A 23473-nucleotide genomic window follows, 5' to 3' on the forward strand; every position below is an offset into this window, starting at 1 on the left:
GCCATGTCGAGCAGGCGCTCGACATGGCGGCGCGGCAACCCTTCCGTCGTCAGCAGATGAATCAGTTCACCGTGGCGGTCGAGTTGCGGATTGAGCATGCGCGGGCCGGCGCCGGCGTCAGGGCGCCGGCGGCTTGTCCAGGTAGCGTTGCAGGATGACCGCGGCCGCCATGGCGTCGTCGGCCGCGTGGGTGCCCAGCAGGCGCTGCGCCTCCATGCTGGAGCCGCGCTCGTCGACCAGTTCCACCGCGACGCCGAAGCGGCCGTGCAACTGGTTGGCAAAGCGCCGGCACCGCGCGGTGGCGGGCTGTTCGCCGCCATCGCTGTCGAGCGCCAGGCCGACCACCACGCGGTGCGGCTGCCATTCGCGCAGCAGCGCCTCGATGCGGGCAAAGCGCACGTCGCGCACCTCGCTGAAGATGATCTCCAGCGGCCGCGCATGGCGCGTCAGCGTATTGCCGATGGCCACGCCGATTTTCTTCTCGCCGAAATCGAACGCCAGCAGGGTTTCTTCAGGCATGGCCCGCGTCGCCGGCCAGCATGACCGGATCGATGCCCAGCAGCTTGAGGGCGGCGGGGTAGCGTTCTTCGGGCGGCACGTCGAAGATGATGTGGTCGTCGGCGCCAACCGACAGCCAGGCGTTCTGGCCCATTTCGCTTTCGAGCTGGCCGGCGCCCCAACCGGCGTAACCCAGCGTGACCAGCATGCGGGCGGGGCCGTTGCCGTCGGCCACGGCCTGCAGCACGTCGCGCGAGGTGGTCAGGGCCATTTCGCCCAGCTTGATGCTGGAGCTGTAGTCGCCGGCGGGCGCATGCAACACGAAACCGCGGTCGGTCTGCACCGGACCGCCGAAGAACACCAGCGTGTCCTTGACGGGGCCGATTTCGAGCGCCAGGTCGATGCGTTCGAACAAGGTGCCGAGCGTCAGGTCGGTGGGCCGGTTGATGACCAGGCCCAGGGCGCCGCGCTCAGTGTGTTCGCAGATGTAGATGACCGAGCCGGCCAGGCTGCCTTCGACCATGCCCGGCATGGCGATCAGGAACTGGTTGGCGAAGTTGGCGGCCTGCGTGCTGGCCTCTTCGTGGTGTTTTTCCGTCATGGCAACCCCTCTGTGGGTAGTCTGATAGAGCCGGGGGCCGCCACCATGGCGTGGCCCGTCGGAAGCGCGGAGCGGACATGGCCGCCCCCTCGTTGCAAGCCTTGGCGGAATACGTCGGCGCTGCGGGTTTCAGATTTCCATCAGTTCGAAGTCCTCTTTGCGGGCGCCGCATTCGGGACAGACCCAGTTCGGCGGCACGTCTTCCCAGCGGGTGCCGGGCGCGATTCCTTCGTCGGGCAGGCCGGCCTCTTCGTCGTAGACCCAGCCGCAAATCAGACACATCCAAGTACGCATAGCTCTCTCTTACATCAATTTCCCGCCGTCATCCCCGCTACAGGGCAAAGGCGGGAGGCATCCATTAGAATGGGGACAATCTTACCGAAACCCAATAGGGGTTCCCCTGATTCTCCGCAAAATGAGTCCGGGTACCCCAACTCTAGCGCTGTCCACGTGGCCCCCGTTACTCCCCCTCTCGTTTTGGTCTTCGGCCCGCTCGACCCGTCGGGCGCCGACGGCTTGCCCGCGGATGCCGTCACCTGCGCCCGCCTGGGCTGTCATGGCCTGGCGGCCGTCACGGCATTGACCGTGCAGGATACCGCCGGCATCGAAGAAATCCATCCCGTTTCACCCGACCTGCTGGACGACCAGGCCCGCTGCCTGCTCGAGGACATGCCGGTGCAGGCCATCAAGGTGGGCGGACTATACACCGCCGAAACGGCAAGCGTAGCCGCCCAGGTAGCGGCCGATTACAGCCAGGTGCCGCTGGTGCTGCATCTGGGCCAGCGCGCCCAGGTGCCGGCCGACGCCGCCGACGAGGACGAGGCCGATGACCTGCTGGCCGCCGTGCTCGAGCTGGTGCTGCCGCAGACCGACCTGCTGGTCGTCGAGCACCTGCGCCTGGCGCAATGGCACGCCGACGGCGACATCGATATCGGGGACGCACCTTCGCCGATGCATGCGCTGGTCGCGGCCGGCGCCGAATGGGTGCTGGTGCTGGGCAGCCCGCAGCGGCCTGGCCATTATGCCAACGTGCTGCTCGGCCCCAATGGCCAGACCACCACCCTGCCCTGGCAGGCTCCGCCCGATCGCAATGGCGATGCCGGCGGCCTGGCCGCCACCGCCATCACCGCCCAGTTGGCGCGCGGCCTGGAAATGCCCGAGGCGGTGCGCCTGGGGCTGGCCCACGCCGACGCGGCGGTCGCCGCCAGCTTCCTGCCGGGCATGGGCCGGCGCATTCCCAACCGGATCCAACCGCAATGAAAGCCCTGCGTTTTCCCACCGGCCTGTACGGCGTCACGCCTGAATGGGACGACACCGAGCGCCTGCTGCGCGCGGTGCGCCAGGCCGCCGAGGGCGGCATGCGGGCACTGCAACTGCGCCGCAAGGACGTGCCCGACGCCGTGCGCGCCGGACAGGCGCGCGCCCTGGCGCCGCTGTGCCGCGAACTCGGGGTGGTGTTCCTCATCAATGACGACTGGCGCCTGGCGCTGGAAGTCGGCGCCGACGGCGCCCACGTCGGCCGCGACGACGACAGCCTGGCCCGCATCCGCGCAGAGGCCGGCCCCGACCTGATCCTGGGCGGCTCCAGCTACGACGACCTGGGCCGCGCCCGCGAACTGCTCGATGCCGGCGCCGACTACATCGCCTTCGGCGCCATGTTCCCCTCGCGCGTCAAGCCGGACACGGTGCGCGCGCCGCTGTCGGTGCTGACCGAGGCCCGCGCCCTGGTCGAGGAACGCGACGCGCCGCGCCCCGCGGTGGTCGCCATCGGCGGCATCACGCCCGAGAACGCGGCCCTGGTGGCTGCCGCCGGCGCCGATTCGGTCGCCGTCATCACCGGCCTGTTCGAGGCGCCCGCCATCCGCGCCGCCGCCGCGGCCTGCGCCGCGCCCTACTCCATCAACCGCAACCAGAAGCCCTGACCGCCATGTCCCGTAACGCCCAGCTTTTCGAACGCGCCAGCCGCAGCATCCCCGGCGGCGTCAACTCGCCCGTGCGCGCCTTCCGCTCCGTGGGCGGCACGCCGCGCTTCATCAAGCGCGCGCAGGGGCCGTACGTGTGGGATGCGGAAGACAAGCAGTACATCGACTACGTCGGTTCGTGGGGCCCGGCCATCCTGGGCCACTCGCACCCGGACGTGGTGCGCGCGGTGCAGGACGCGGCTGTCAACGGCCTGTCGTTCGGCGCTCCCACCGAGGCCGAGATCGAGCTGGCCGAAGTGCTGATCGCGCGCCTGCCGTCGCTGGAACAGGTGCGCCTGGTCAGCTCGGGCACGGAAGCCACCATGACGGCCATCCGCCTGGCGCGCGGCGCCACCGGCCGCAACAAGATCGTCAAGTTCGAGGGCTGCTACCACGGCCATTCCGACAGCCTGCTGGTCAAGGCCGGCTCGGGCCTGCTGACCTTCGGCAACCCCAGCTCGGCCGGCGTGCCGCCCGAATTCGTCTCACACACGCTGACCCTGGAATACAACAACCTGGACGCGGTGCGCGAGGCCTTCGCCCAGCACGGCGCCGACATCGCCTGCATCATCGTCGAGCCGATCGCCGGCAACATGAACCTGATCAAGCCGGCCGCCGGCTTCCTGGAAGGGCTGCGCGAGGTCTGCACGCAGCACGGCGCGCTGCTGATCTTCGACGAGGTCATGACCGGTTTCCGCGTCGGCCCGCAGGGCGTGCAGGGCCTGTCGGGCGTCAAGCCCGACCTGACCACGCTGGCCAAGGTGATCGGCGGCGGCATGCCGGTGGGCGCCTTCGGCGGCAGCGCCGAGATCATGAAGCACATCGCGCCGCTGGGCGGCGTCTACCAGGCGGGCACGCTGTCGGGCAACCCGGTGGCCGTGGCCGCCGGCCTGGCCACGCTGCGCCTGATCGCCGCGCCCGGCTTCTACGACAAGCTGGCGGCGCAGACCGCCAAACTGGCCCAGGGCCTGCAGGAGCGCGCCCGCGCCGCCGGCCTGGCGTTCTCGGCCGACTCGGTCGGCGGCATGTTCGGCATCTATTTCAGCGACAAGGTGCCGGCCACGTTCGCCGAGGTCTCGGCCTGCGACACGGCGCGCTTCAACCGCTTCTTCCACGCCATGCTGGACCACGGCGTGCATTTCGCGCCGTCGGCTTTCGAAGCCGGCTTCGTCTCGGCCACCCATGACGACGCCGTCATCCAGGCCACGCTGGATATCGCCGAAAAAGTGTTCGCGGGCCTCTGAGCGCCCGCCCGGGCCCGCGCCTGTCCCCTTGACGGCCCGCCGGCATCCGCCGCGGGCCGTTCTGCTAAGGGGTCTTGTAATGCTGGTATAGCGCGGTGACGTCGCGCACGTATTGCTGGGTCTCGGCGTAGGGCGGTACCGCATCGTACTTGCGCACTGCGCCTTCGCCCGCGTTGTAGGCCGCCAGCGCCAGGTCGAGCCGGCCGGGATATTGGTCGATCAGGCGGCGCAGCAGGCTTGAACCCGCCTTCACGTTGGTGGCGGGGTCCACCAGCGCCCTCTCGATGTCATCCGACACCAGCAGCGTGGCCGCGGTGGCTGGCATCAACTGCATCAGGCCGAGCGCCCCCTTGGGCGAGCGCGCGTCGCTGCGAAAGCCGGATTCCACCGCGATGACGGCGGTCAACAGCGCCCGGTCCACCCCCGAATCCCTGGCCGCCTGCGCAATCAGTTCGTCGTGCGCGGTGGGCGGCGGCGTCGGCCCCCAGCGCGCGGCGCGCAGGCGCAACCCGAGCAGGCTGGCGCCGTCGCCGGCGCGCGGCTCGCATTCCAGGCAGACCTTGATGCGGGTGCCACGCAGGGCGCCACGGGCCTGGGCGCGCTTGTAGTACTTGGCGTAGCCGTTGGGCACTTTCATGGCGCGCCAGACGCCGAACGGGTCCCGGTAGCGGTAGATCTCGTCGGCGCGGGCGCTGCCGGCCGGTGCCAGCGCCGCCGCCGCCAGCATGGCGGCTACGGCCAGGCTGGCCGTAGCCGCGCGCCAGCGGCACGGCAGGGGCGACAGCGAAGGCAGGGATCGGGACATGGCGTGAAAGCTCCGGCGGCAAGCGAGGGGATAGGGGCACCGAACGCCTATGCTGAGCCGGTACGTGCGCTTTGTCGCTCCTGCCGATGGACTAGGGCCTGTGTGCCCTCGTCGCGCTGGCCGTGAATCGGCCACCGCCACGCTTGCCCCATGGCGGGCCAAGCGCGGCATGGGGGGGCAATCGGTCTGAAATAAGGGCCATATTTAGATCTTTTGTGCCCGCCGGTCGGGGACTACTGCGCAGTAGTCCCCGCTTCCTGGGTTAACATATGTCGCAATATTTCGTTTAATTACTAAATGAATGAACCCAGGCGGAGAACCGCCGGGCGGGAGGCGGAGATGGGCGCAGACAACACGCTCCAGCTAGTGCTGGATGCCAATACCAACGTCCTGACGGCGATTTACAGGCCGCCATCCGTGACGGAAAGCGCCGCCGGCACGCCCGGAGACGCCCAGGCCGGCGACGCCGCGCCGCAGGACGGCGCGATCCAGGATGCCGCGCCCCAGGCGACCGCGCCGGACGCCCCGGACGCCAAGCCGCCCACCTCCCTGCCAAGCTGGGACGCCCTGGCCGCCCTGGCCACCGCCCAAGGCTGGGCGACCGACGCGCTGGACAACCACGCCGTCATCGCCTTCATCGATCTGGCTCGCCACGCCACCGAACCGGTGCAGGTCCCGGTGGGCAAGCTGATCGACGGCTCGTTCGACCTGGAAGTGGACGCCACCTGCATGTCGGCCCTGGTCACGCTGCACCCGCCCAAGGGCGGCAAGCCGGTGAGCCTGGCGGAGCTGCGCCAGGCCATCGCCGACCAGGGCATCATCCATGGCGTGCTGGAACAGGAACTGGCCGAGGCCGTCGAACGCGGCGGCGCCCAGACCGTGCTGATCGCCCAGGGCACGCCGCCGACGCGCGGCACCCCCACCCGCTTCGAGAGCCTGCTGGACCGGCTCAAGCCGCGCGCCCAGGAAATGGACGAACTGGCGCAGATCGACTACCGCGACCTCGGCAGCCTGCTGCTGGTGACGCCCGGCATGCCGCTGATGCGCCGCATTCCGCCGCTGCCCGGCATCGACGGACGCAACGTGCTGGGCCAGCCGGTACTGCCGGAAGAACTGCCGGACACGCCGTTCAACGCCGAAATGTCCGGCGTCGAGATCGACCCCGAGGACCCCAATCTGCTGCGCGCCGCCATCGCCGGCTCGCCCAAGCTGATCCACCAGGGTGCGCAGGTCAATCCGGTGGTCGAAGTGGACGCGGTCGACCTGTCCACCGGCAACATCAATTTCGAAGGCTCGCTGCAGGTGCGCGGCGACATCAGCGCCACAATGGAAGTCCGGGTGACCGGCGACGTGGTCGTTAACGGCACCATGGAAGCCGCGCTGGTCGAGGCCGGCGGCAACGTGACGGTCAAGGGCGGCATTATCGGCATGGCCGAGGCCATGCCGGAAGGCGCCGGCGAGACCGCCAACAACGCCGCCGCGCGCACCGCCCATATCGTCTGTGGCGGCGAAGTGCGCGCCCGCTTCATCGCCAACGCCATCATCAGCGCCGGCCAGAACGTGGAAGTGGAACGCGAGATCCGCCAGAGCAGCATCGCGGCGGGCGGCAGCGTCAACGTCGGCGCGCCCAACACGCAGCAGACCGCCATCACCGGCGGCCAGATCCGCGCCCTGCAATCGGTGCGCGCCGGCACTATCGGCTCGCCGGCCGGCGTGCCCACGCTGGTGCAGGCCGGGCTGGACCCGCATGCCGACATCAAGCGCTCGGCGCTGACGCGCAAGCGCCTGAAGATGAACGAGGAAAAGGCCAAGCTGGAACAGTTGCTGCTGTTCCTGCACGCCAACCCCGGCCGGGCCGCCGGCGACGTGGTCGAGCGCGCCCGCAACACCCACACCAAACTGGGCCGCGACCTGATCGAACTGGACGAGGAAGAGGCCCAGTTGCTCCGCGACTTGCAGCCGCTGCATACCGCCACCATCATCGCCGCGCGGCGCTTCTGCGGCGGCACCAAGATCCAGGTCGGCAACCGGATACAGGAATTCCTGGAAGACCAGATCGGCGGCAAGGCCGCGCTCGAAGAAGGCGAGATCGTCATCCGCTGACGTGCCCCAGGCGGCCGCCGGGGCGTTCCCCGCAGCCGCCTGCATCGGCGCGCCGGCCGCATCGCAACCGCATACCGCGCCGGGCGTGCCCGCCATGCGCCGGCAGCTCCCCTCTCAGGGCGCCAACTGCGCGAACCAGGCGCGCGGCGAAAACCCGCGGTCCGGCCCCAGGATCGAAAACCCGCCATCCACCGGGATATCCACCCCGGTCATCCAGGACGCCGCGTCCGAGCAGGCGAAGCACACCGCCGCCGCGATCTCCTCGCCAGAGCCGACCCGGCCCAGTGGATGGAAGTGCGCGCCCACGGCATCGGCGGCCTCGCGCGAGCCGCCCGCCAGTTGTTCTACCGACGGCGACCAGGTCCAGGCCGGCGACACCGCCAGCACGCGGATGCCGGCCGGAGCCAGTTCCACCGCGAAGTTCTTGGTGATCTGCAGCAAGGCCGCCTTGGACGCCGGATACAGCGCCCGCCCCGCGGCGCCGAACTTGCCGCCGGTACTGCCCAGGTTGACCACCACCCCGCCGCGCGGCAGCAGCGGCGCCGCCATCTGCGTGAAGATGGCGGCCGACACCAGGTTGGTGTCGAGCGTGGCGTGCCATTCCTCGCGGCTGGAAGCCAGCCCGCGATCGTTGTACTGGCAGGCGTTGTTCACCAGGAATTCGACACGGCCAAAGTGCGCCAGCGCCGCGTCCAGGCATTGCCGGATCTGCTCATCGCGGCCGATGTCGGTTTCGTGGAACAGCGCCGCCGCGCCGATTTCGCCGGCCAGCGCCTGTCCGGCCTGGGCGTTGCGCCCCACCAGCACCACATTGGCGCCGGCCGCCGCCAGCCCGCGGGCGATATCCGCGCCCAGCCCCTGCGTACTGCCGGTGACGATAGCGGTCTTGCCGGCCAAGCCGGGAAAGCCTGATAAATCCATTGGGGGTCCTCGATCAGTGGGAGGTGGCCGCCCAGCTTACCGCCTGCGCCACCGAGCCGGTCTGCGCGATCAGGCGCATGCTGGCCAGCGAGGCATCGTGTACCGCCGGATCGGCCGAGGCGCAGGCGTCTTCGGCCACCATGACATTGAAGCCGATATCGGCGGCGTGCCGCACGGTGCCCTCGACCACCGAATGGGTCGCGACGCCCGCCACCACCAGGCGGCGCGCGCCCAGCAGCCGCAGCGTCTCTTCCAGCGGCGTGCCGTAGAAGGCACTGATGCGGGTGTGCTTGACCACGAACTCGCGCGTGCTGCCCGCCAGCGGCTGCAGGCCCTCGTAGAAGGCGCTGCCCCACTGGCCTTCGGCCACCGCGCCGATGCTGGCAACGTTGCGGAAGATCGCGCAGTTGGGCAACAGGTCGGCATAGTCGGGACGGAAGGCGATGCGCACATGCACGATCGGCAGGCCGTGGCCACGCGCGCCGTCGAGCAAGGCCGCGGCGCCGCGCAGCACGCGCTGGCGCACCGCGCCGTCGGCGTCCAGCCCGACCCGGATCTTGCCTTCGGGATGCAGCACGTCGTTCTGGTAATGCAGCGCCAGCACCGCGGTATCGCTCGTACTCACACAAACACCTCGAACACGTCATGCGCATCGTCGCAATTGACCAGATCGACGCGCTTCATGCGGATGCGCCAACTGTCGCCGGCAGCCGCCAGTTTGTGGGTGTAGCGGCCCGCCAATTGGCGCGGCTGGCGCTTGCGCCACTCGGTCATCTGGAACGCCGAATGCACCACCAGGTTGCCGCCAGCATCCACGCCCTCGATCTGTACCCCGCCCACCAGTCGCGCGCTGCGCGTGGGCGGCTGCTGCGACCAGTTGCGTGGATGTTGCAGCCGGCGGATGCGCACGTCGCGCAGCATGCGGTCTTCCCAGAACAGCGAGATGTGATCGTAGGGGCTGGCCTGGCCCGGCTCGCGCGGCATCCAGTACATGCCGTCGTCGGTCCACAGCGCCTGCCAATCGTCGTAGCGGCGCTCGTCCAGCAGCCGCGCCTCGCGGTACAGGAACTGGGCGATGCGGTGATAGGCCTCGGCCGGCACCTCGGCTGGCGCCAGGTCGGCGGTGGATACGTCGAATTCCAGGTCTAGCAGCATGCGCCTTCTCCTTGGCCATGGGCGGACGCCACGGGACCGGCCTCCATATAGAGCTTCCAGGCGCGGAACTGGTTGCGCATCGGCAGCTCGCTGGTGCCGTTGACCGACACCATGCCGTCGGCGTCGCTGCGGTCGGTGCCGTGGTAGCGGTGCATGCTGACCCATTCGCCGCCGCGGGTGGCGTTGCCTTCCTGGCAGCGGTTGTAGAGTTCGATGTCGTCCGGCATGACGTTGGACGACGGCGAATTGATCACGTTGGCGTACAGCATGGCGCGCTTGAACACGCCGTCCGGCGCTCCCTTGCAACGGAACGTCTGGATCTCGATCAGGGTGCGGTCGACGGCGATCGGCCGGATCACGCGAAACTGCTGGAACACCGTATGCGGCGAGCCGCTGCCGTAGATGACGGTGTTGTGGCGGTTCATGCCGAGGATCTCGCGGGCGCGGTCGGCGCCGTAGGCGGCGGTCAACGCCTCGAAGTGCGCGCGCGACACCGGGTCGCGCTCGGCCGCGCCCGGGTTGAAGATGCCTTCCATGTAGCCGTGGCCGTTTTCGTAGGCGCGCAGCTCCAGCTTTTCCCAGAATTCGTAGGGCTCGCCGTTGCCGTCCATGATGTGCAGCTCGAACGGCATCTCGCCGATTTCCTTGGCCTCGTCGCGCGCGGCGGCGAAGGACGATTCGTGCGTCACGCGGGCATGCATGGTGTCGTGCAGGTTCTCGTAGAACACCTTCCAGTTGGAACGCTGCATCACGCGGAAGATGCCGCCGGCCACTTCCACCTCGCCCACCGGCGAACGGTCGCACAGATTGTCGATGGACGAACGCACGCCGCCCAGGAATTCCTCCAGGCCCTGGCCGTCGCGGGCCTGGCTGGCGAAGACGAAGCCACGATAGCTTTCCACGCGCGGCAGGCGCCGCATCGAGAAGCTGGGGTCGGTCGGATCGTACGAGGTGCCCTCCAATCCCTGCTTGAGCGGCACGCCGAGGTGGCTGCCGTCCAGCTTGAAGGTCCAGGCGTGGTACGGGCAGCGGAAGAACTTGCCGACGCAGCCGTCGCCGTCCGCCACCACCTTGGCGCCCTTGTGCGGGCAGCGGTTGTAGAGCACGTGCACGCGGCCGTCGCTGGCGCGCACCATCAGCACGTCCTGGTCACCCAGGCGCGTGGTGTGGTAGTCGCCGGTCTTGGGTACCTGGCTTACGTGGCCGACGTAGACCCAGGCGCGGCCATAGATGCGCTGCATCTCCAGCTCGAAGATCGCCGGGTCGGTGTACAGGGCGCGGTGCACGCTGTCGCCGCGCACCATCTCGCCCAATTGTTGATCGCTATACGGCATGCCGGTCTCCTACTTGTTCTCGCTGTCTTTCCAGCGCGCCATCAAGGTATTGGAAGGCAGAGTCTCGTCCAGCAGCTTCTGCGCGGTCTCGCGGCCGGCCACCGGCAGCCCCTTGGGATCGAGCACGCCGATCTGCACCAGCACGCTGGCCTGGTCCCAATAGATGTGTTCGTGGCAGAGCTTGTCGCCGCGGAACTTGACGATGGCCACCAGCGGAATCTCGACGTATTTGCCGGTGGGCGCAACGCCGGGCAGCAGCCAGTCGATCTCGGTAGTGTGGGTGAAGCAGAACAGCAGCTCGTCGACGATCTGGGTCGCGCCCACGGTGCGCGACAGCGGCACCAGTCTGGTGTCGGGCGGATTGCTGTTGACGAAGTGGTGCTGGTAGAAGCGCGACAGCTCGCGGTAGCCCACGCCACCGGTCATGGTGGGGATGTGGTTGACGTAGGGCTCGGCCACCATCGTGGCCATGGTCGCGGCCACATCGCGCGTGCCGAATTCGTATTCGCAGTGCTTGTCCCACAGGGCCGAATAGTCGAACTGCGGGCCGATCACGCGTTGCAGCGCGGCCATGCTGCGCTGATGCGCCATCAGCGCCGACGGCTTGTCGTAGTGCGCGCCGCCGGTGCGGGCAAAGGCGTGGTCCATGCCGGGGTACACGTACAGCTCGACGTTGGCCTTGCCGCCCAGCGCCTCCAGGATGCGCTGGCGCGCCGGCGGCGGACAGAAGCCGTCCTGCTCGGCGATGTGCAGCACCAGCCGGCCGCGCAGGTTGGCGGCTTCTTCCAGGCTGTCCTCGATGCCCACGCCGTAGTAGCCTATGGCCACGTCGGCATCGGTGCGGCAGGCGGCCAGATAGGCCAGCTTGCCGCCCAGGCAGTAGCCCAGCACGCCGGCGCCGCCTTCCTGCTCGGGCAGTGCCCGCAGCGCGTCCAGGGTCGAGGCGACATCCTTGACGCCCAGATCGACATCGAAACGCTGGTACAGCTCGAAGGCGCGCGGCATGTCGGCCGGGCCATCGGTCAACTGGATGCCGGGCTGCTGGCGCCAGAACAGGTCCGGCGCCAGCACCACGTAGCCTTCCTCGGCCAGCGCCTGCGCGGTGCGCCGCATGAAGTCATTGATGCCGAAGATCTCCTGGCACAGCACCAGCCCCGGCCCGTGGCCCGAGGCGGGCACGGCCAGGTAGGCGCTGAATGATTTGCCGTCGTGCGAGGCGATGGTCACCTCGCGCGTCGTGATGGTTGCGGTCATACGTCTCTCCTTGATACTGGCGCCGCCAGGCCTATTTCATCTGGCACGCGGCGGCGAACGGATCGTGATATTGCGTCAACAGTGTGCCCGCCAGCTTGTTGGCCAGCTTGCCGTCCGCACCCTTGGTGATGGTGCGCAGGTAGTAGTTCTGGATCGGATACTGATTGCGATTGAACTTGAAATCGCCGCGCACCGACTTGAAATCGGCGCGCCGCAGCGCCGGGCGCAAGGCATCGGCGCCCAGCTTGCCGCCAGTCTGCCTGACCGCGCTGTCCAGCAGCATGGCGGCGTCGTAGCCCTGCGAGGCATACAGCGTGGGCGTGCGGTTGTAGGTCTTCCTGAAGTCCTCGACGAACTTGCGGTTGGCCGGGTTGTCCAGGTCGGCGGCCCATTGCGACGAGTTGTGCAGACCCTCGATGGGCGCGCCCACCGCCGCGATGGTGTCCTCGTCGCCCGAGAAGCCCGGCGCCAGCAGCGCGATCTCCTTGCCCAGGCCGGCGCCGTTGAACTGCTTGATGAAGTTCACGCCCATGCCGCCCGGCAGGAAGAAGAACACCGCGTCGGGCTTGCTGGCGCGCAGCCGCGTGATCTCGACGCCGTAGTCGAGCTGGCCGAGCTGGGTATAGATTTCCTCGGACAGCCCGCCCTTGTACAGGCGCTTGAAGCCGTTGAGCGATTCGCGCCCGCCCGGATAATCCGGCGCGATCAGCGCCACCCGCTTGAAGCCCTGATCGGCGGCATACTTGCCCATCGCCGCCGGGATGTCCTCGTTCTGCCAGGCCACCGCGAAGAAATTCGGATTGCAGCCGGCGCCGGCATAATTCTCCGGCCCGGTATTGGTGCTGAGATAGATGGTGCCCGACTGCAGGATCGCCGGCATCACCGGAAGCAGCACGTTCGAGAACACGATGCCGGTCATGACATCGACCTTGTCGCGCTTGAGCAGCCGCTCGACCGCCTGGCGTCCGGCATCGGCCTTCTGCTGGTCATCGGCCGCCACCACCTCGGCCGGCAGCCCGCCCAGCTTGCCGCCGGTATGCTGCAGTGCCAGATTGAAGCCGTCGCGGATCTCGTTGCCCAGCGCCGCGCCTGGGCCCGACAACGTGGTCAGCAGGCCGACCTTGATCCGGTCGGCCGCCGACGCCCCCGCCGCGGCCGTGATACAGCCCACCGAGACCAGCGCCGCCAACGCGCGCAAACGCCATTGTTTTCCGTTCATGAACCACCCCGTTCGTGTCCGCCGGCGCCGCCGGCGCAATGCTGACAGAATCCGTCTGCCGTCGGTACACCCCGCCAACGATGAAAATTGCCAGCTTACGCGCCACGGCGCCGCCTTCCAACAACCCCCAGCTTAGGGCGGCCGGGCGCGCGGCTCTATCCGAATCGAACCAGGAATATCCGGGATTCACTTAATTCCCAAGGCTTGACGATTGCATTACGCTCGACGGCGATACGGGAGCGTTCCCGTCCCGGAGGCATCCATGCACGGCTGGTCCCGCATCGAGCTGGCGCCATTGCTCAAACAGCGCGTCTTCAGTTCCACCCAGCCCGCCGAAACGCGCGAACGCGTCTCCGAGGCGCTCAAGGACCACCGCCTGACCTGGAAAGGCGGCCGCGTCGACGCCGAGCTGAACCGCGCCCGCTTCGGCGCCCTGAGCGTCTGTACCCTGCGCTACGGCGCCGAAGTCCACATCGAACCCGACCGCCTGCAGGACTTCATGCTGGTGCAGGTGCCGCTGCGCGGCCGTGCCCGCATCGAATGCGGCAGCGACTGCGTCGACGCCCACCCCGACTGCGCCGCCGTCATCGCCCCCAACCGCGCCCTGAAACTGCACTGGGAAGCCGGCTGCGAGCAACTGCTGCTGAAGATCCCGCGCGGCAAGCTCGAAGCCATCGGCCACCGCATCTTCGGCGACGCCGCCGCCCGCCCCCTGGACTTCAGCCCCGCGCTACGCCTGGACACCCCCGTCGGCGCCGCCTGGCGCAGCATGATGACCAGCCTGATCCACCTGCTCCCCACCCTGGACGACGGCGCGCCGAGACCGCCCGCCGCCTGGCTGGAGCACCTGGAAGACACGCTCGTCCTGCACCTGCTCTACAACCAGCCCAACACCTGGCAACGCCACGCCGGCCTGCCCCCCGCCCTGCCGCGCCGCGTCGCCCAGGCCGAAGCCTACATGCGCGCCCACCTGGCCGCCCCCCTGACCCTGACCGACATCGCCCGCGGCGCCGGCGCCAGCCCCAGCGTCCTCACCCGCCTGTTCCAGCAACACCGCGAGACCACCCCCATGCAGGCGCTACGCGTCCTGCGCCTGGACGCCGCCCGCGAAAAGCTGCAGCAAGGCGCCTGCGAAAGCGTGACCGAGGTGGCCGTCTCCGTAGGCATCAGCCACCTGGGCCGCTTCTCCGAGTACTACCGCGACCGCTTCGGCGAACTCCCGCGCGAAACCTTCCAGGCCGGCAAATAGCCAGCCACCTGGCGCCATGCGCCAACCCCGCAGCCAAGGGCACAGAATCACTAACGTAGTAAAACCACTACATATGTGATAAATCACCCCGCAAGCGCGCAGCGTCATCCGCCCCCGCAAGACACCACGTAAGCTTCAAAAGGCCGCCCGCGCGGCCGCCTTGAAGCGGGCCCCGCAAATCGCTCTGAACCCGCGTTGCCGACCATCAAAACGCCAAGAACCTCAATCGCCCCAGCACCCGCCATTAATTCTTATCGTGAGCGGGTGAGGGGGCAGGCGGGGGGATGGCGGGGCGTGTAGATGCGCCCGAGGGAATCCGAAGGAGTCGCCGCAGGCGGGGACGAGGATGACGAAGGGGCAGTCCGGAGCGAAGGCTCCGGACCGCAATCGTAGCCCCGCCATCCCCCCGCCTGCCCCCTCACCCGCGGCTCAAGAACCCACCTCGCCGCGCATCAACACGTCAAGGCCGGCCCACCGTCAAGCCGGCACCACCGCCGTAACTTCAATCTCCACCTTGGCCCGATCCTCCACCAGATCCGCCACCTCCACCGCCGTCATCGCCGGAAAATGCCTCCCGATCAATTCACGATAGTGCTTGCCGATTTCCGGATAAGCCGCCACATAGGCATCCTTGTCCGTCACATACCACGTCATCCGCACGATATGCTCAGGCCTGGCCCCACCCTCGGCGAGAATCGCCACGATGTTGGCCAACGTCTGCCGCACCTGATCGGCCAGATCATCCGACTCGAACTGCTGCTGCCCGTTCCAGCCAACCTGCCCGCCCACGAACACCAGCTTGCTCCCCACCGTCATCTCGGTCAGGATCCCATTCGAATAGCCCCGCGGCGCCATCCAATCCGGCGGTTGCAGAATCTTCATAACGTCTCATCCTATTATCAAAAAACAAACACCAGGGTGGCCCCCGCCGGATTCACTCGGCGGCAACCAGATAGTCCTGCATGCGCGCGCGCAGATCCGCCGGCAACGGCATCGACTTCATCGTGCGCAGGTCAACCGTCACGATCGTCAGCGTCGCCGACAGCCGCAACTGCCCGTCCGGCCCCTCGAACCGCACCAGCGCCTTGAACGACGCCCCGCCGATGCGCTGCACCTGCAGCGTCTGCCGCAGCTTCTCGTGCCAGCGGCTCGGCGCGCTGAAATCGCAAGTCACCGACGCCATCGGCGTGCCGATGTGACGCTCCACGTGCAGCGCGTGGAATGGCAGCCCCATGCCCTTGTCGAACCACTCCTCGACAAAGTCATTGATCATCTCGAAATAGCGCGGATAGAAAACGATGCCCGCCGGATCGCAATGGCGGAATCGGACTTCGACCTGGCTGATGAAAGGGGCTGCCATGGAATTTCCTCAATGCAAAAGAATCACGCCATCTTGCGCAGCGCAAAACGCTGCAACTTGCCCGTCTCGGTACGCGGCAGCGCGGTGACGAACTCGATGGCGCGGGGATACTTGTAGGGCGCGATGCTGGCCTTGACGAACTGCTGCAACGTCGCCACCAACGCCTCGCTCGGCGCAAAGCCCGGCTTGAGCACCACGAAGGCCTTGACCAACTGGCCGCGCTCTTCGTCCGGCGCGCCCACCACACCGCACTCGGCCACCGCCTCGTGGCGCAACAAGGCATCCTCGACCTCCGGACCGGCGATGTTATAGCCGGCCGAAACGATCATGTCGTCGTTGCGCGCCTGGTAGAACAGGTAGCCGTCATCGTCCTGCACGAACGTATCGCCAGGCAGGTTCCAGCCCTGCTGCACGAAGCGGCGCTGGCGCTCGTCGGCCAGATAGCGGCAGCCCGTCGGCCCCTTGATCGCCAGGCGTCCGACAGTGCCGTTGGGCACCGGATTCATGTCATCGTCCACGATCCGGGCGATGTAGCCCGGCACCACGCGGCCGATCGCGCCCCGGCGCACCGACTCCGGCGGGCTGGAAACGAACACATGGATCATCTCGGTGCCGCCAATGCCATCGATCATCTCGATGCCGGTCGCCTCCTTCCACAATTGGCGCGTGGCATCGGGCAGCGCCTCGCCGGCCGACACGCTCTTCTTGAGCGAAGACAGGTCGAACTTGCCCACCAGCGCCGCCATCTGCCGGTAGAACGTCGGCGCGGTGAAGACGATGGTGGCGCGAAAGTCCTGGATCAACTGCAACAGGCTTTCCGGCGTCAGGCGCTCGGCCAGCACGGTGCTGGCGCCGACCCGCAGCGGAAAGCACAGCAGCCCGCCCAGGCCGAAGGTGAACGCCAGCGGCGGCGTGCCGCAGAAAATGTCGTTCGGGCCCGGCTTGATGACGTGCTTGGGGAACAGGTCGCACATCGCCAGCACATCGCGGTGGAAGTGCATGCAGCCCTTGGGCGCGCCGGTGGTGCCGCTGGTGAAGGCGATCAGGCAGACGTCATCGGCGGCGGTATCGCAGGCCGTGAAATCATCCGGCTTGGCCGCCGCCAGGGTGTCCAGCGAATCGGATGCCGCATCGTTGAAATACACGATCCGCGTCAGGCCCGGACAATGCTGCTCATGACCCGGCTGGGCGCAGAATTGCGCTTCTTCCTTCAGGCGCACATCGCACAGCACCGCCTGGATCTGCGCCTTGTCGATGATCTGCTTGAGTTCCTTGGCGCGCAGCAGCGGCATGGTCGGCACCGTCACCAGGCCCGCCTTAATGGCGGCCAGCCAGGACGCCGCCATCATCGGGTTGTTGGGGCCGCGCAGCAGCAGGCGGTTGCCCGGCACCAGCTTCATGTCCTCGACCAGCACGCGCGCGATGCGGTTGGTCAGCGCCGCCAGTTCGCGGTAGGTCATGGTGGCCGGCTTGCCGTCCTGCGCCCAGCGCAGCGCGACGCGCTCGCCGTGGCCACGGTCGACCAGGGCGTCCACCAGCTCAACCGCGCAATTGAAGCGCTTGGGATAGGCCACGTCGGGGCCGTCCAGCAGGAACTCGGGCCATTGTTCGCCCGGGGGCAGGTTATCCCGGGCGAAAGTGTCGATGTGGGCGGATACTTCCATGCAATTCCCCTTGCTGATGCGGTGTAGTTGACTGCCGAAAGCGGAAACTCGATGGTTTCTTCAGGCTTTCAGCAGTTCCCGGGCGATGATCAACTTCTGCACTTCGGTGGCGCCTTCGTAAATACGCAGCGCTCTGATTTCCCTGTAAAGCTTCTCCACCGGCATCCCCGACACCACGCCCGCGCCGCCGAACATCTGCAGCGCGCGGTCGATCACGCTCTGCGCCGATTCGGTGGCCGTCATCTTGGCCATGGCCGCCTCGCGCGTGGTGCGTTGTTTCTGCACGTCGCGCATCCACGCGGCGCGATAGGTCAGCAGCGCCGAGGCGTCGATGGCCGTGGCCATGTCGCCCAGCGCCGCCTGCGTCAGTTGCAGGTCGGCCAGGGTCTGGCCGAACATGCGGCGCGACCTGGCGCGCGCCAGGCCTTCGTCCAGCGCGCGGCGCGCAAAGCCCAGCGCGGCGGCCGCCACCGAAGCACGGAAGATATCCAGCGTCATCATCGCCAGCTTGAAGCCCTGCCCCGCCTCGCCCAGCCGCTGCGACATCGGGATGCGGCAGTTGTCGAAGGTGATGGTGGCCAGCGGGTGCGGCGCGATCAGCTCGATGCGCTCCGAGATCTCGAAGCCCGGGGTGTCGGCATCCACCACGAAGGCGCTGATGCCGCGCGCGCCCGGCGCCTCGCCGGTGCGGGCGAACACGCAATAGAAGTCGGCGATGCCGCCGTTGGAAATCCAGGTCTTGGCGCCATTGAGCACGTAGTGGTCGCCGTCCAGCCGGGCCTCGCAGGCCAGCGCGGCCACGTCCGAGCCGGCATCCGGCTCCGACAGCGCGAACGCCGCGATGGCCTCGCCGCTGGCCACGCGCGGCAGGTAGCGCTGGCGCAGCGCATCCGAACCCATCAGCGAGATCGCGCCGCTGCCCAGGCCCTGCATGGCGAAGGCGAAGTCCGCCAGGCCCTCGTGGCGCGCGAAGGTCTCGCGCAGGATGCAGACCGAACGCGAATCGACCTCGGGCAGCGCGCCGCCCCAGGCGCCGCCAGGGCCGCCGGCGACCGCGTAACGCAGCCAGCCGGCCTGGCCCATGGCCTTGACCAGCTTGCGGCAGGCCGCGTCGGCGTCGTGGTGGTCGACGTCTCCCAGGGCGCTTTCGCACCAGCCATCCACCTCGTGCGCCAGCTTGCGGTGGGCGTCGTCGAAAAAGGGCCAGTCCAGCCAGCTTGCGTCGCGCATCATCAGTTCCCCTCGAAGACCGGCTTCTGTTTGGCCACGAAGGCCTCGTAGGCGCGGTGGAAATCGCGCGTCTGCATGCAGATGGCCTGGGCCTCGGCCTCGGCCTCGATGGCCTCGTCCACGCCCATGTTCCATTCCTGGTGCAGCAGTTTCTTGGTCACGCCGTGGGCGAAGGTGGGGCCCGCGGCCAGTTGCGCGGCCAGCTTGGCCGCCGCGTCCATCAGGGCGTCCGACTCGTGCAGCGCGTTGAAGAAACCCCAGCTTGCGCCTTCCTCGGCGGTCATGGCGCGGCCGGTGTACAGCAGTTCGGAGGCGCGGCCTTGGCCGATCATGCGCGGCAGCAGCGTGCAGGCGCCCATGTCGGCCCCCGCCAGGCCCACCCGCGTGAACAGGAAGGCGGTGCGCGCGGCCGGCGTGCCCAGGCGCATGTCGGAGGCCAGCGCCACCATCGCGCCGGCGCCGGCGCAGACGCCGTCCACCGCCGCCACGATCGGCTGCGGGCAGGCGCGCATGGCCTTGACCAGATCGCCCGTCATGCGGGTGAAGTCCAGCAATTCGGGCATGCTCATCTTCGTCAGCGGCCCGATGATTTCATGCACGTCGCCGCCCGAGCAGAAGTTGCCGCCGGCGCCCGTCACCACCACCACCTTGATGTCGGTTGCGTACACCAGCGCGCGGAACAGATCGCGCAGTTCGGCGTAGGAATCGAAGGTCAGCGGGTTCTTGCGCTCGGGGCGGTTGAGCGTGATGGTGGCGACCTTGCCGTCGGCCGACACCTGCCACAGGAACGTCCGGGCCTGGTAGCCGGCCAGCGGGCGCTTGTGGTGCTTCATGGTGTGCTCTTCGGGCTGCGTGCTCATGGTGTCTCCGTTCTGGAATCGTGGGGTGGGCGCCGGCTCAGCCGGTCATCACTTCGCCGCCGTCGACGGCGATGGCCTGGCCGTTGATGGACGACGAGGCCGGCAGCGCCAGCCAGGCGACCGTCTCGGCCACTTCCTCGGGCTGCACCAGGCGGCCCTGCGGGTTGCGCTCGGCCAGCTTGGCGCGGGCGGCGTCCGGCGTCATGCCGGTCTTCTCGACGATATTGGCGACCGCGCCGCGCACGATGTCGGTCTCGGTGTAGCCCGGGCAGACAGCGTTGACGGTGACGCCCTTCTGCGCCGTTTCCAGCGCCAGCGAGCGGGTCAGGCCGATCACGCCATGCTTGGCCGCGCAGTAGGCGCTGACGTAGGCATAGCCGATCAGGCCCGCGGTACTGGCCACATTGATGACGCGGCCCCATTGCGCGGCCAGCATGCCGGGCAGAGCCGCCTGGATGCAGTGGAAGGTTCCGGTCAGGTTGACAGCCAGCATCGACTGCCACAGCGCGGCGTCGGTGCGGTCAAAGCGCTGGCTGACGGCCTGGCCGGCGTTGTTGACCAGCACCAGTACCGGGCCCAGTTCGGCCTCGGCCTGGGCGAAGGCCTGGCGCACCGAGGCCTCGTCGGCGATGTCGGCGCTGACCGCCTGCACCTGGCCCAGGCTGGCCAGGCCGTCCACGGCCGCCTCCAGCGCGCCGCCGTCGCGGCCCAGCAGCGTGACCCGCGCGCCGCGTTCCAGCAGGGCGCGGGCGCTGGCCAGGCCGATGCCACGGGCGCCGCCCGTCACCAGCGCATGGCGGCCGGCCAGGGGAAGGGAGGACGTGCTCATTTGATGTCCAGTTGCGCCATGGCGGCGGCGCGTTCGAAGTTGGTTTCCAACTGGCGCTTGCCGGCGAAATACTGGCTCGGCCAGGCCACGTCACGATAGCCCACCCGCGCCGCTTCGCGCAGCGTCCAGGACGCATCCGCCAGGTGGGGACGGGCCAGCGCGCAGAGGTCGGCGCGGCCCGAGGCGATGATGGCATTGGCGTGGTCGGCCTCGAAGATGGCGCCCACCGCAATGGTGGGAATGCCGGCCTCGTTGCGCACGCGATCGGCGAACGGCGTCTGGAACATGCGGCCGTAGACCGGCTTTTCTTCCTTGCTGACCTGGCCCGACGAGCAGTCGATCATGTCGGCACCGGCGGCCTTGAAGTGGCGCGCGATCTCGACCGCGTCGTCGGGCGTGATGCCGCCCTCGACCCAGTCGCTGGCCGAGATCCGCACTGACATCGGCTTGTCCTCGGGCCAGACGGCGCGCACCGCGCGGAACACTTCCAGCGGGAAGCGCAGGCGGTTTTCCAGGCTGCCGCCGTATTCGTCGTCGCGATGGTTGGTCAGCGGCGAGATGAAGCTGGACAGCAGATAGCCGTGGGCGCAGTGCAGTTCGAGCCAGTCGAAGCCGGCGGCCTGGGCGCGGCGGGCCGCGGCCACGAAGTTGTCGCGCACGTCGTCCATGTCGGCGCGCGTCATGGCGCGCGGCGTCTGCGACACGCCCTCGATGTACGGCAGGGCCGAGGCCGACAGCAACGGCCAGTTGCCTTCGGGCAGCGGATGGTCGATCTTCTGCCAGCCCAGCTGCGTCGAGCCCTTGCGGCCGGCATGGCCCAACTGCACGCCGATGCGGGCGTCGCTGTTGCCGTGCACGAAGCCGACGATACGGGCAAAGGCCTGCTGCTGTTCGTCGTTCCACAGGCCCGGGCACCCCGGGGTGATGCGGCCGTCGGGCGAGACGCAGGTCATTTCCACCATCACCAGCCCGGCGCCGCCCATGGCGCGGGCGCCCAGGTGCACCAGGTGGAAGTCGCCCGGCACGCCGTCGGTGCAGGAATACATGGCCATCGGTGACACCAGGATGCGGTTCTTGAGCTTGACGCCGCGCGCCTGGTACGGCGTCAGCATGGGCAGCGGCGGCCGCTGGCCGGCCGGCGCCTGCGCGCCGGCGTGCTCGGCGATCCAGCGCTCGAAGCCTTCCAGCCAGGCCGGGTCGCGCAGCCGCAGGTTTTCGTGCGAAATGCGCTGCGAACGGGTCAACAGCGAATAGGCGAATTGTTCGGGTTCGAGTTCGGCGTAGCGCGCCACGTTCTCGAACCACTCGGTGGAGTTGCGGGCGGCGTTCTGGATCTTCAGCACTTCGACGCTGCGCACTTCCTCGTAATGCTTCAGGCCGCGCTCGACGCTGCCTTCGGCGCCACTCAGGCAGCGCGCCAGTTCGATCGCGTCTTCCAGCGCCAGCTTGGTGCCCGAACCGATGGAGAAGTGCGCGGTGTGGGCCGCATCGCCCATCAGCACCACCGGCACGGCGCGCTTGCCGCGCGCGGTGTCGAGCTGGTTCCAGTGGACCCATGTGTTGCAGATGACGCGCGGGAAGCGGATCCAGATGGCCGAGCCGCGCAAGTGCGAGGCATTGCTGACCAGCGCATTGCCGTCCAGCCACGGCGCGAACAGTTTCTCGCAATACGCGATGCCGTCTTCCTGGCTCATCTGCTCGATGCCGGCGGCCTGCCAGGTTTCCTCCGGCGTCTCGACGATGAAGGTCGACATGCCGTCTTCGTAGCGGTAGGCGTGGGCCTGGAACCAGCCGTGCTCGGTCTGGACGAAGGCGAAGGTGAAGGCGTCGAAGACCTTCTTGGTGCCAAGCCAGACGAAGCGGCAGCGGCGCTGGTCGATGTCGGGATGGAAGGTGTCGGCGTAGCGGGTGCGGATCTGGCTGTTGATGCCGTCGGAGGCGATGACCAGGTCGGCGTCGTATTCGCGGGCGATGGCCTGGTCATCCTGGACGAAGTTCTCGAACACCAGTTTCACGCCGACGTCTTCGCAGCGTGCCTGCAGGATGTTGAGCAGCTTCTTGCGGCCGATGCCGATGAAGCCGTGGCCGCCGCTGCGGATGCTGCGCCCCTTGAAGTGGATGTCGATGTCGTCCCAGTGATTGAAGGCGTCACCGATGGTCTGGGCGGAAACCGGATCGGCTTCGCGCAGGTTCTGCATGGTGGCATCCGAGAACACCACGCCCCAGCCGAAGGTGTCGTAGGGGCGGTTGCGCTCGATCACCGTGACTTCGTTGGCCGGGTCTTGCAGCTTCATGAGCAGACCGAAATACAGACCGGCGGGACCACCACCAATGCATACGATTTTCATTGCCGTAACGCTCCAAGAAGTGCGGCCCGGAAGCTGGGGCGGGTCGCTGCTATTTTTAGGCCTTGATAGTTTAGGCTTGAAATATATACCTGGAATGGGAGGATCGCAAATGGGGGAAACGTGGGGGTTGAATTCTGGGGACGGGCTTGATGTGCGGCGGGCGGGTGCCGTTGGGGCGGTTGGGGGTGGGGTGCTGCGGGATCGAGCTTCGTAGGTCGCCCCTCGGGCGGGCGGACGGCCACGATGGGCGTCTGTGCATCTGAAAGTGAGGCGGGTGCGCTGCGCGCTGGTGGCGAGCGGTTTTCTGGTGGTTCCTCTCCGAAGGGGGAGGGGGTAATGGCGGCGCGGTGGGGGCTGGCTTGCGCGTGACGAGCGCGTGCGCCGCCGACAACAGTCGTGGTGCTGGCAGCCACGCAATCGCGTCGGATGGACCTTTTCCACACGCGAGGGAGTGTCAGTATTTTTGTGTTTAAGGCATTAAAAACCTGATCGTCGTTTAGATCAGGCCTGCTGATGCTATCGCAGCGAGAGGGGTCAGTGCGGCGCCCAGCAGAAAGCGTCATCATCCCGACGCAAGACACCACGTAAGCCGCAAAAGGCCGCCCGCGCGGCCGGTTTGCGGCGGGCCCCGCAAGACCCTTCCCTCTCACAGTGACGGTCACCAGCATGCCAAGCACACCGCCCGCCCCAGCGACCGTCATTACGTCTCACCGCGAGCGCGTGGCGGGGTCGGTGGGGGATGGCGGGGCGTGTAGATGCGCCCGGCGGAAACCGAAGGCAGCCGCCGCCAGGCGGCAACGAGGTTGAGCCCGGGGAAGTCCGGAGCGAACGCTCCGGA

22 protein-coding genes and 1 pseudogene are annotated in these 23473 nt (G+C 68.1%); 5 read left to right on the forward strand and 18 right to left on the reverse strand.

Annotated features, from left to right (window positions below; genetic code table 11):
* From AC6LKG_RS23790 to AC6LKG_RS23805, 4 genes and pseudogenes are all read right to left on the reverse strand, one after another.
* Positions 1-98: pseudogene (locus tag AC6LKG_RS23790) on the reverse strand (aspartate carbamoyltransferase); the annotation flags it as partial.
* A gap of 19 nt (positions 99-117) precedes the next feature.
* A complete protein-coding gene (gene ruvX, locus AC6LKG_RS23795) occupies positions 118-519 on the reverse strand; it encodes a Holliday junction resolvase RuvX (RefSeq protein WP_498168884.1) in 402 nt (133 codons plus the stop codon).
* Positions 512-1099 (reverse strand): YqgE/AlgH family protein, encoded by a 588-nt coding sequence (locus tag AC6LKG_RS23800; RefSeq protein WP_498168886.1) that lies wholly within the window; start codon positions 1097-1099, stop codon positions 512-514. The genes ruvX and AC6LKG_RS23800 overlap by 8 nt, the downstream gene beginning before the upstream one ends.
* 129 nt (positions 1100-1228) lie before the next feature.
* A complete protein-coding gene (locus AC6LKG_RS23805; RefSeq protein ID WP_003814980.1) occupies positions 1229-1393 on the reverse strand; it encodes a rubredoxin in 165 nt (54 codons plus the stop codon).
* A 156-nt stretch (positions 1394-1549) separates the two neighbouring features.
* Between AC6LKG_RS23805 and AC6LKG_RS23810 the strand changes: the two genes are divergently transcribed.
* From AC6LKG_RS23810 to hemL, 3 genes are read left to right on the forward strand one after another with little or no spacing between them, the layout of a single operon-like run.
* Positions 1550-2359, forward strand: coding sequence for a hydroxymethylpyrimidine/phosphomethylpyrimidine kinase (locus tag AC6LKG_RS23810; protein ID WP_498168888.1), 810 nt, complete (start codon positions 1550-1552; stop codon positions 2357-2359).
* Entirely contained in the window at positions 2356-3021 is a 666-nt protein-coding gene (gene thiE, locus AC6LKG_RS23815) for a thiamine phosphate synthase (protein WP_498168890.1), read from the forward strand. Before AC6LKG_RS23810 ends, thiE begins: the two co-directional genes overlap by 4 nt.
* Positions 3022-3026: 5 nt before the next feature.
* Positions 3027-4304, forward strand: a complete 1278-nt coding sequence (hemL, locus tag AC6LKG_RS23820) for a glutamate-1-semialdehyde 2,1-aminomutase (protein ID WP_498168891.1) — start codon at positions 3027-3029, stop codon at positions 4302-4304.
* 64 nt (positions 4305-4368) lie between these two features.
* Here hemL and AC6LKG_RS23825 read toward each other — a convergent pair whose 3' ends face one another.
* The gene (locus AC6LKG_RS23825; RefSeq protein ID WP_498168894.1) at positions 4369-5109 is read right to left on the reverse strand and encodes a lytic transglycosylase domain-containing protein; all 741 of its coding nucleotides are present in this window, start codon (positions 5107-5109) and stop codon (positions 4369-4371) included.
* A 339-nt stretch (positions 5110-5448) separates the two neighbouring features.
* Here AC6LKG_RS23825 and AC6LKG_RS23830 point away from each other — a divergent pair, with 339 nt between their 5' ends.
* A complete protein-coding gene (locus AC6LKG_RS23830) occupies positions 5449-7212 on the forward strand; it encodes a flagellar assembly protein A (RefSeq protein ID WP_498168896.1) in 1764 nt (587 codons plus the stop codon).
* Between the two features lie 114 nt (positions 7213-7326).
* Here AC6LKG_RS23830 and AC6LKG_RS23835 read toward each other — a convergent pair whose 3' ends face one another.
* From AC6LKG_RS23835 to AC6LKG_RS23860, 6 genes are read right to left on the reverse strand one after another with little or no spacing between them, the layout of a single operon-like run.
* Positions 7327-8133 carry an SDR family oxidoreductase gene (locus AC6LKG_RS23835; protein WP_498168899.1) on the reverse strand — a complete coding sequence of 269 codons (807 nt, stop codon included), beginning with the start codon at positions 8131-8133 and terminating at the stop codon, positions 7327-7329.
* A gap of 13 nt (positions 8134-8146) precedes the next feature.
* Positions 8147-8758, reverse strand: a complete 612-nt coding sequence (locus AC6LKG_RS23840) for a cysteine hydrolase family protein (protein ID WP_498168901.1) — start codon at positions 8756-8758, stop codon at positions 8147-8149.
* Complete coding sequence (locus tag AC6LKG_RS23845; protein WP_498168903.1) at positions 8755-9288, reverse strand: aromatic-ring-hydroxylating dioxygenase subunit beta; 534 nt, start codon at positions 9286-9288, stop codon at positions 8755-8757. Before AC6LKG_RS23845 ends, AC6LKG_RS23840 begins: the two co-directional genes overlap by 4 nt.
* Positions 9279-10622: an aromatic ring-hydroxylating dioxygenase subunit alpha gene (locus AC6LKG_RS23850; RefSeq protein ID WP_498168906.1), complete on the reverse strand. Its 1344-nt coding sequence runs from the start codon at positions 10620-10622 to the stop codon at positions 9279-9281. The genes AC6LKG_RS23845 and AC6LKG_RS23850 overlap by 10 nt, the downstream gene beginning before the upstream one ends.
* Positions 10623-10631: 9 nt before the next feature.
* Positions 10632-11876: a dienelactone hydrolase family protein gene (locus AC6LKG_RS23855; RefSeq protein ID WP_498168909.1), complete on the reverse strand. Its 1245-nt coding sequence runs from the start codon at positions 11874-11876 to the stop codon at positions 10632-10634.
* A 31-nt stretch (positions 11877-11907) separates the two neighbouring features.
* Positions 11908-13095, reverse strand: coding sequence for an ABC transporter substrate-binding protein (locus AC6LKG_RS23860; RefSeq protein WP_498168911.1), 1188 nt, complete (start codon positions 13093-13095; stop codon positions 11908-11910).
* A gap of 262 nt (positions 13096-13357) precedes the next feature.
* Between AC6LKG_RS23860 and AC6LKG_RS23865 the strand changes: the two genes are divergently transcribed.
* Entirely contained in the window at positions 13358-14344 is a 987-nt protein-coding gene (locus AC6LKG_RS23865) for an AraC family transcriptional regulator (RefSeq protein WP_498168914.1), read from the forward strand.
* Between the two features lie 477 nt (positions 14345-14821).
* Here AC6LKG_RS23865 and AC6LKG_RS23870 read toward each other — a convergent pair whose 3' ends face one another.
* From AC6LKG_RS23870 to AC6LKG_RS23900, 7 genes are read right to left on the reverse strand one after another with little or no spacing between them, the layout of a single operon-like run.
* Positions 14822-15226 (reverse strand): RidA family protein, encoded by a 405-nt coding sequence (locus AC6LKG_RS23870; RefSeq protein ID WP_006388562.1) that lies wholly within the window; start codon positions 15224-15226, stop codon positions 14822-14824.
* Between the two features lie 52 nt (positions 15227-15278).
* Positions 15279-15704, reverse strand: coding sequence for an acyl-CoA thioesterase (locus tag AC6LKG_RS23875; protein ID WP_498168917.1), 426 nt, complete (start codon positions 15702-15704; stop codon positions 15279-15281).
* Positions 15705-15727: 23 nt separating this feature from the next.
* Positions 15728-17368, reverse strand: a complete 1641-nt coding sequence (locus AC6LKG_RS23880) for an AMP-binding protein (RefSeq protein ID WP_498168920.1) — start codon at positions 17366-17368, stop codon at positions 15728-15730.
* Between the two features lie 60 nt (positions 17369-17428).
* Positions 17429-18598 (reverse strand): acyl-CoA dehydrogenase family protein, encoded by a 1170-nt coding sequence (locus tag AC6LKG_RS23885; RefSeq protein ID WP_498168928.1) that lies wholly within the window; start codon positions 18596-18598, stop codon positions 17429-17431.
* A 2-nt stretch (positions 18599-18600) separates the two neighbouring features.
* Positions 18601-19458 carry an enoyl-CoA hydratase family protein gene (locus AC6LKG_RS23890; protein ID WP_006388558.1) on the reverse strand — a complete coding sequence of 286 codons (858 nt, stop codon included), beginning with the start codon at positions 19456-19458 and terminating at the stop codon, positions 18601-18603.
* 37 nt (positions 19459-19495) lie between these two features.
* Positions 19496-20287: an SDR family NAD(P)-dependent oxidoreductase gene (locus AC6LKG_RS23895; RefSeq protein WP_498168923.1), complete on the reverse strand. Its 792-nt coding sequence runs from the start codon at positions 20285-20287 to the stop codon at positions 19496-19498.
* Positions 20284-22635 carry a bifunctional salicylyl-CoA 5-hydroxylase/oxidoreductase gene (locus AC6LKG_RS23900; RefSeq protein WP_498168925.1) on the reverse strand — a complete coding sequence of 784 codons (2352 nt, stop codon included), beginning with the start codon at positions 22633-22635 and terminating at the stop codon, positions 20284-20286. The genes AC6LKG_RS23895 and AC6LKG_RS23900 overlap by 4 nt, the downstream gene beginning before the upstream one ends.
* Between the last annotated feature and the right edge of the window lie 838 nt (positions 22636-23473).

This window comes from Achromobacter sp. 46006, from assembly GCF_059761975.1.

Excerpts from the sequence above, each read along its gene's own strand:
- thiE (WP_498168890.1), top strand. The coding sequence starts at position 2,356 with ATGAAAGCCCTGCGTTTTCCCACCGGCCTGTACGGCGTCACGCCTGAA.
- AC6LKG_RS23865 (WP_498168914.1), top strand. The coding sequence starts at position 13,358 with ATGCACGGCTGGTCCCGCATCGAGCTGGCGCCATTGCTCAAACAGCGC.
- AC6LKG_RS23895 (WP_498168923.1), bottom strand. The coding sequence starts at position 20,287 with ATGAGCACGTCCTCCCTTCCCCTGGCCGGCCGCCATGCGCTGGTGACG.
- AC6LKG_RS23880 (WP_498168920.1), bottom strand. The coding sequence starts at position 17,368 with ATGGAAGTATCCGCCCACATCGACACTTTCGCCCGGGATAACCTGCCC.
- AC6LKG_RS23825 (WP_498168894.1), bottom strand. The coding sequence starts at position 5,109 with ATGTCCCGATCCCTGCCTTCGCTGTCGCCCCTGCCGTGCCGCTGGCGC.
- AC6LKG_RS23855 (WP_498168909.1), bottom strand. The coding sequence starts at position 11,876 with ATGACCGCAACCATCACGACGCGCGAGGTGACCATCGCCTCGCACGAC.
- AC6LKG_RS23805 (WP_003814980.1), bottom strand. The coding sequence starts at position 1,393 with ATGCGTACTTGGATGTGTCTGATTTGCGGCTGGGTCTACGACGAAGAG.
- AC6LKG_RS23860 (WP_498168911.1), bottom strand. The coding sequence starts at position 13,095 with ATGAACGGAAAACAATGGCGTTTGCGCGCGTTGGCGGCGCTGGTCTCG.
- AC6LKG_RS23835 (WP_498168899.1), bottom strand. The coding sequence starts at position 8,133 with ATGGATTTATCAGGCTTTCCCGGCTTGGCCGGCAAGACCGCTATCGTC.
- AC6LKG_RS23885 (WP_498168928.1), bottom strand. The coding sequence starts at position 18,598 with ATGCGCGACGCAAGCTGGCTGGACTGGCCCTTTTTCGACGACGCCCAC.
- AC6LKG_RS23875 (WP_498168917.1), bottom strand. The coding sequence starts at position 15,704 with ATGGCAGCCCCTTTCATCAGCCAGGTCGAAGTCCGATTCCGCCATTGC.
- ruvX (WP_498168884.1), bottom strand. The coding sequence starts at position 519 with ATGCCTGAAGAAACCCTGCTGGCGTTCGATTTCGGCGAGAAGAAAATC.
- AC6LKG_RS23890 (WP_006388558.1), bottom strand. The coding sequence starts at position 19,458 with ATGAGCACGCAGCCCGAAGAGCACACCATGAAGCACCACAAGCGCCCG.
- AC6LKG_RS23850 (WP_498168906.1), bottom strand. The coding sequence starts at position 10,622 with ATGCCGTATAGCGATCAACAATTGGGCGAGATGGTGCGCGGCGACAGC.
- AC6LKG_RS23830 (WP_498168896.1), top strand. The coding sequence starts at position 5,449 with ATGGGCGCAGACAACACGCTCCAGCTAGTGCTGGATGCCAATACCAAC.
- AC6LKG_RS23800 (WP_498168886.1), bottom strand. The coding sequence starts at position 1,099 with ATGACGGAAAAACACCACGAAGAGGCCAGCACGCAGGCCGCCAACTTC.
- AC6LKG_RS23845 (WP_498168903.1), bottom strand. The coding sequence starts at position 9,288 with ATGCTGCTAGACCTGGAATTCGACGTATCCACCGCCGACCTGGCGCCA.
- AC6LKG_RS23870 (WP_006388562.1), bottom strand. The coding sequence starts at position 15,226 with ATGAAGATTCTGCAACCGCCGGATTGGATGGCGCCGCGGGGCTATTCG.
- hemL (WP_498168891.1), top strand. The coding sequence starts at position 3,027 with ATGTCCCGTAACGCCCAGCTTTTCGAACGCGCCAGCCGCAGCATCCCC.
- AC6LKG_RS23900 (WP_498168925.1), bottom strand. The coding sequence starts at position 22,635 with ATGAAAATCGTATGCATTGGTGGTGGTCCCGCCGGTCTGTATTTCGGT.